The following is a 6,393-nucleotide window of genomic DNA, read 5'->3' as shown; positions in this document are numbered from 1 at the left end:
TTTATTTTTTACCGCACTTTAGTTTGATTCGGTGTGATTTTTATCGTCGGGATCCTTAACCGCGCGCCGCATTTTTCATAATGCGATCTTTGGTGACTTTCCACTCGCGATCTTTAATATCTTCCCGTTTATCGTGTAGTTTTTTCCCTTTAGCAAGCCCGATTTTGATCTTCGCCCACGCGCCTTTCCAATATAAAGACAGCGCGACAATGGTGAAACCGTCGCGGTTGGCTTTGCCGAATAACGACGCCAATTCTTTTTGATTAAGTAATAATTTTCGCGTGCGCGTCGGGTCGCAGACGATATGTGTGGAGGCAACGCTTAAAGGCTGAATCGTCGCACCGAATAAATAGGCTTCGCCTTGTTTAAAAATAATATAGCTGTCGCTGATATTGGCTTTGCCGGCGCGCATTGATTTCACTTCCCAACCTTGCAAGGAAAGTCCGGCTTCGATTTCGTCTTCAATAAAATAGTCGTGGCGCGCGCGTTTGTTCAACGCAATGGTATTCGAGCCGACTTTTACTTTCTTTTTCGTCATTTTTTCTTCTTAGTTAAATGTCTATTATCGGCGTTCATTCTACCTAATATTAAAAAAGATAGCAAAAAGGCTTGCATTACAAAGTATTCTTTATAACAATGCGGGCAGTATCGGTTAATGATGATAAGCATATGAAATATAAAAATTTACGCGATTTTATCGCTTTATTGGAAGAACAAGGCGAATTAAAACGCATTACGCAAGAAATTGATCCGCATTTGGAAATGACGGAAATTTCCGACCGCACTTTGCGTCGCGGCGGGCCGGCGTTGTTGTTTGAAAACCCGAAAGGTTATGACATTCCCGTTTTATGCAATTTATTCGGTACGGCAAAGCGCGTGGCGTTGGGAATGGGGCAGCAAGAAGTTTCTGCCTTGCGCGAAGTGGGTAAATTATTGGCGTTTTTGAAAGAACCGGAACCGCCGAAAGGCTTTAAAGATTTATGGCAAACCTTGCCGCAATTCAAACAAGTGTTGAATATGCCGACCAAAGTGTTGAGCAAAGCGGATTGCCAACAAATCGTGCGTTCGGGTGAACAGGTGGATTTATATAAATTGCCGATTATGCAATGTTGGAAAGAAGATGCGGCGCCCTTGGTCACTTGGGGATTGACGATTACCCGCGGACCGTATAAAAAACGGCAAAATTTAGGCATTTATCGCCAACAGCTAATCGCAAAAAACAAATTGATTATGCGCTGGCTTTCTCATCGTGGCGGTGCGTTGGATTTTCAAGAATGGAAAGCGGCGCACCCGAACGAGCCGTTTCCCGTTTCGGTGGCGTTGGGCGCAGATCCGGCAACGATTTTAGCCGCGGTGACGCCGGTGCCGGACGGTTTGTCCGAATACGCCTTCGCCGGATTGTTGCGCGGCAATAAAACGGAAGTGGTGAAATCCGTCAGTAACGATTTGGAAGTGCCCGCCGGTGCGGAAATTGTGTTGGAAGGCTATATCGACCCGAACGAAACCGCGCTGGAAGGACCTTACGGCGATCATACCGGTTATTATAACGAACAGGAATATTTTCCGGTGTTTACCGTAACGCATATCACAATGCGCGAAGCGCCGATTTATCATTCCACTTACACCGGACGTCCGCCCGATGAACCGGCGGTATTGGGCGAAGCGTTGAATGAAGTGTTTATCCCGATTTTGCAAAAGCAATTTCCCGAAATCGTCGATTTTTATTTACCGCCGGAAGGTTGTTCTTATCGCTTAGCGATCGTGACGATAAAAAAACAATACGCCGGACACGCGAAGCGCGTGATGATGGGCGTTTGGTCGTTTTTGCGTCAATTTATGTACACTAAATTCGTGATTGTGTGCGATGACGATATTAATGCGCGTGATTGGAAGGATGTGATTTGGGCGATTACCACGCGCAGCGATCCGGCACGCGATTGCACGATTGTGGAAAATACGCCTATCGACTATTTGGATTTCGCCTCGCCGATTGCCGGATTAGGCTCGAAAATGGGCATTGACGCAACCAATAAATGGCAGGGCGAAACCCAACGGGAATGGGGCGTACCGATTCGAAAAGACGACGCAGTGGTAAAAAAAGTGGATGAAATTTGGCACGCGCTGGGAATTTTTTCCGAGGACTAATTGTCAAACAAGGGTATTTTTTATTTTCAATGAGGTAAATGTTGTATGAAATTAATTTTTCGCCTGTTAGGAATCGGATTAAGCGTAAGCCTGTTAGGCGGTTGTATCGTCACCTCGGCGGTCGGCTTGGCGGTTGACGCCGCAACAACCGTCGGCAAAGTGGCGGTGAAAACCACCGGTGCAGTGGTGGATGCTGTGATTCCCGACGGAGATGACGATTAGTCGGTTTTAATCAAAATAAAAAAGTGCGGTGAAAATTTTTCTTTTTTTCACCGCACTTTTTGTTTATCAAAGAATTCGATTAGTTTTCGATGTCACCGCAGAAACGATAACCTTCGCCGTGAATGGTAGCGATGATTTCCGGCGTATCCGGATGATCTTCGAAATGTTTACGAATACGGCGAATCGTCACATCAACGGTTCGGTCTTGCGGTTTTAATTCGCGACCGGTCATTTTTCTTAATAATTCTTCGCGAGTTTGAATTTTTCCGGGGTTTTCGCAAAAATGCAGCATTGCGCGAAATTCGCTGCGCGGCAGTTTATATTCTTCGCCTTCCGGATTAATCAACGAACGGCTGTTGAGATCTAAAATCCAACCGTTGAAACGATATTGATCAATATGTTGCGATGGCGCTTTGCTGTGTTCCGACATTGTGCGCTGTAACAAATTGCGCGCCCGAATGGTTAATTCACGCGGGTTGAAAGGTTTGGTAATGTAATCGTCGGCGCCGATTTCCAAGCCCAAAATTTTGTCCACTTCATTATCGCGACCGGTTAAAAACATTAATGCGGTATCGGTATTTTCGCGTAATTCTCTGGCAAGCATTAACCCGTTTTTGCCCGGCAAATTGATGTCCATAATAACAAGATTGATTTCTTGCGTTGACAGAATTTTATGCATTTGAATACCGTCGCAGGCCTCAAACACTTCATAGCCCTCAGCCTCGAAAATACTTTTTAACGTATTCCGAGTAATAGCTTCATCTTCAACGATCAATATTTGCGGTGTGATCATTTGATTTCCTTCCCTCGTGAATTTTGTGTTTTTTTATAACTAGTTAATCTTAGGTATTCTAAGTGTGTCATTTTATAATTGCAACATTATTGTAACAAGTAAGAAATGTTAAATTTGTTGAATTAGCGTTTGATTTTATGATCTAAATCATAATTTTGGCGGGATAAAATTCAATAAAAAATCCCTCCGGCGGGAGGTCAAGTCCGGAGGGATAGGTGAGCAACAACGCTCAATCTTACACACACAAAAACTTATCTTTTCTTTTTGCCTCCTTGACGGGCTTTAAATCGCGGGTTTTCTTTGCAAATCACATAAACGACACCGTGGCGTCGAACGATTTTACAATTCGGATGGCGCGTTTTGGCGCTTTTTAATGAAGATAACACTTGCATCGTATTTTCTCCTTATTTCGACCGTAGGGCGCCGAATTTGGCGTAACGGTTGGCAAATTCGCTGGCGCGGCCTTCGGTGGCGATTTGTCTGGATTTACCGGTATAAAACGGGTGTGACGCCGATGAAGTATCGCACATAAACACCGGATATTCTTTGCCGTCTTCCCATTTCATCGTATTATTGGTGCGGGCGCACGAACGGATTAAAAAGCCTTTTTTGGCGTTGCTGTCATAGAATAAAACGGTACGATAATTTTCCGGATGAATGCCTTTTTTCATTGTATTATTCTCCTTATTTTGCGATGAAAAATAAATTCTCGGCGTATCCTATACTAATTAAGAATAATTATCAAACTTATTTTTCTAATAAAAATAAGGTTTCAGCGAAAATGTTTGTGTTAATTTGTGTTAGAATGCCTCGCAAGCTAGTTAGGAACGCGTATTTATTATGAAAAAATTTTTCTTTTTTTATCTTTTTCTTTTTACGGCTTTTGGTGCAAATGCCGATTTATTCGGCAATAAAACCAAATTTTTAACCGCCGACAAAGCCTTTCGCTTAAACGCGACGCAACAGGCGAACGGCGTCGAACTCTCTTGGGAAATTGCGCCGGAGTATTATTTATACAAAAAAGAAATTTTGTTGGAAAATGAACAAGGCAAAATTGATTCCGTCGCGTTGCCCGAAGCAGAAACCTATCAAGACGAATTTTTCGGCGAAACGGAAATTTATCGCGATAAATTGGCATTGAGTGTGCCGGCGGTGAAATTGGCGAACAGCGCCGTATTATCCGTCACTTATCAAGGCTGTACGAAAGGCTTTTGTTATCCGCCGGAAACGAAAACTATTCAATTAGCGGCACTTGATCAACCAAGTAATGCCACGCAAGATATTTTTTCTGAAAAAATAACCGCACTTTCATCGAATAACGGCGGGCAAGATTCCTTTGCCGCGCGTTTATTCGAAAGCAAATATGCCGCTTTGGGCTTTTTCCTGCTAGGTTTGGGGCTCGCGTTTACGCCTTGCGTGCTGCCGATGTTGCCGTTGTTGTCGGCGATTGTGATCGGCGCTAATCAGCGTCCGAATACCCTTTATGCATTCGGTTTAAGTTTTGTCTATGTGCAGGGAATGGCACTGACTTACACCCTGCTCGGCTTAATCGTCGCCTTAATTGGCTTGCCGTTTCAAGTGGCGTTGCAAAGTCCTGTGGTGTTAATCGGGTTGTCCGTGATTTTTATCTTATTGGCGTTGTCGATGTTCGGCGTATTCACTTTACAGCTGCCTGCTTCTTGGCAAACCAAATTAACGCAGTTAAGCCAAACGCAAAAGAGCGGTGCGTTCGGCGGTGTTTTCGTAATGGGAATGATTGCCGGATTGGTCGCTTCGCCTTGCACCTCGGCGCCATTGTCCGGCGCATTATTATATGTAGCGCAAAGCGGCGATATTTGGACGGGTGCCTTGACCTTATATTTATTAGCCTTGGGAATGGGCTTACCGCTTATTGCGGTGACATTATTCGGTAATAAAATTTTACCGAAATCGGGCGAGTGGATGATTAATGTTAAAATCGCGTTCGGTTTTGTAATGCTGGCATTGCCGGTGTTTTTATTATCGCGCGTCTTGCCGGAAGAATGGGAAAACCGCTTATGGGCATTATTGGGCGCGGCGTTTTTCCTGTGGGCGGCTTGGCAAATGCACGCAAACGGCATCGGTAAAGCACTGCGCATCCTGTTATTGATTGCGGCGATGATCGCGGTGAAACCTTTGCAAACGTGGTTTTGGGGAACGGAACCGCGCGGGGAAAGTGCGGTGCCATCTGCGGCGATTTCTTCTTCGGTTCGGTTTCAACGCGTGAATGATTACGCGCAGCTGCAGCAATTACTCAAAACTAACCCGAACGCCGTTGCAATGTTGGATTTATATGCGGATTGGTGCGTTGCCTGCAAAGAATTTGAAAAATATACTTTTAGCGATCCGACCGTTCGACGTCAGTTCGAAAAAATTCTGCTATTACAAGTAGATATGACCAAAAATAGCCCGGCGAATACGGAATTGATCGAAAAACTAAAGGTTATCGGCTTGCCGACGATTATCTTTTTTGATCAACAAGGTGCGGAAATTCAATCTGCGCGCATCAGCGGTTTTATGTCGGCGCAAGAGTTTTCCGATTGGTTATCAAAACGGGTTATTCCTTAGGTGATTTTTTCTTAAAAGTAAAAAGTCCTTTTCTGATTTCACGATTGTTAAGTGAGAGCGATTAAACTATCATAGCCTCACTTAGCATTTTTGCATTGATTTATTTTAAAAGGACACTTTATGAATTCACTCACAAAATTAAGCCCTTATGTATTAGCGCTATTGCGCATTATTGCGGGTTATATGTTTTTATTACACGGCACGGCGAAATTCTTTGAATTTCCGGTTTCAATGACCGGCGGAAACGGCGCAGTCGAATTGCTTTCAATGTACGGCATCGGCGGATTGTTGGAAATCATCGGCGGTGTGTTATTGATCATCGGCTTATTCGTGCGTCCGACAGCATTTTTATTATCCGGTCAAATGGCATTCGCCTATTTCGGCATTCACGCCGCGGCGGATAACATTTTATTACCGATTGTTAACCAAGGCGAATTAGCTGCATTATATTCATTAGTCTTTTTGTATTTCGTTTTCGCCGGCGCAGGAGCTTTCGCCTTAGATAACAAAAGAACAAAAAATTAATTTACCTTTTACATAATAAAATTCTATTTCCATCTTAGATTTTGCCCGCACTTTGCGGGCTTTTTTGTTATAAAAAAGTTATTTTCACTACATAAAAGCAAACGTTTGCGTTATAATGTCGC

Annotated in this window: 8 protein-coding genes; 4 read left to right on the top strand and 4 right to left on the bottom strand. The window is 43.8% G+C overall.

Translation table 11 applies throughout. The features are described from left to right. Positions 1-55: 55 nt before the first annotated feature. The gene (gene smpB / locus CVP04_RS11645; protein ID WP_100297677.1) at positions 56-538 is read right to left on the bottom strand and encodes an SsrA-binding protein SmpB; all 483 of its coding nucleotides are present in this window, start codon (positions 536-538) and stop codon (positions 56-58) included. A gap of 131 nt (positions 539-669) precedes the next feature. On the opposite strand from smpB, the gene ubiD reads away from it, so the two are divergent. After that, the gene (gene ubiD, locus CVP04_RS11640) at positions 670-2,145 is read left to right on the top strand and encodes a 4-hydroxy-3-polyprenylbenzoate decarboxylase (RefSeq protein WP_100297676.1); all 1,476 of its coding nucleotides are present in this window, start codon (positions 670-672) and stop codon (positions 2,143-2,145) included. Positions 2,146-2,190: 45 nt separating this feature from the next. Continuing rightward, positions 2,191-2,367 carry an NF038104 family lipoprotein gene (locus tag CVP04_RS11635; protein WP_100297675.1) on the top strand — a complete coding sequence of 59 codons (177 nt, stop codon included), beginning with the start codon at positions 2,191-2,193 and terminating at the stop codon, positions 2,365-2,367. A 79-nt stretch (positions 2,368-2,446) separates the two neighbouring features. Here CVP04_RS11635 and arcA read toward each other — a convergent pair whose 3' ends face one another. The 3 genes from arcA to CVP04_RS11620 form a co-directional block, all read right to left on the bottom strand. Then, positions 2,447-3,160 carry a two-component system response regulator ArcA gene (gene arcA / locus CVP04_RS11630; protein WP_100297674.1) on the bottom strand — a complete coding sequence of 238 codons (714 nt, stop codon included), beginning with the start codon at positions 3,158-3,160 and terminating at the stop codon, positions 2,447-2,449. Between the two features lie 251 nt (positions 3,161-3,411). Further along, positions 3,412-3,552: a type B 50S ribosomal protein L36 gene (gene ykgO / locus CVP04_RS11625; protein WP_100297673.1), complete on the bottom strand. Its 141-nt coding sequence runs from the start codon at positions 3,550-3,552 to the stop codon at positions 3,412-3,414. Positions 3,553-3,564: 12 nt separating this feature from the next. Continuing rightward, positions 3,565-3,831 (bottom strand): type B 50S ribosomal protein L31, encoded by a 267-nt coding sequence (locus tag CVP04_RS11620; RefSeq protein ID WP_100297672.1) that lies wholly within the window; start codon positions 3,829-3,831, stop codon positions 3,565-3,567. Positions 3,832-4,000: 169 nt separating this feature from the next. Between CVP04_RS11620 and CVP04_RS11615 the strand changes: the two genes are divergently transcribed. Then, entirely contained in the window at positions 4,001-5,746 is a 1,746-nt protein-coding gene (locus CVP04_RS11615) for a protein-disulfide reductase DsbD (protein WP_100297671.1), read from the top strand. Between the two features lie 120 nt (positions 5,747-5,866). Beyond that, positions 5,867-6,271 (top strand): DoxX family protein, encoded by a 405-nt coding sequence (locus tag CVP04_RS11610; RefSeq protein ID WP_100297670.1) that lies wholly within the window; start codon positions 5,867-5,869, stop codon positions 6,269-6,271. The last annotated feature ends 122 nt before the right edge of the window (positions 6,272-6,393 follow it).

This window comes from Caviibacterium pharyngocola (assembly GCF_002795405.1).
GTDB classification, from domain to species: domain Bacteria; phylum Pseudomonadota; class Gammaproteobacteria; order Enterobacterales; family Pasteurellaceae; genus Caviibacterium; species Caviibacterium pharyngocola.
This window is presented reverse-complemented; position numbering and strand designations above follow the sequence as displayed.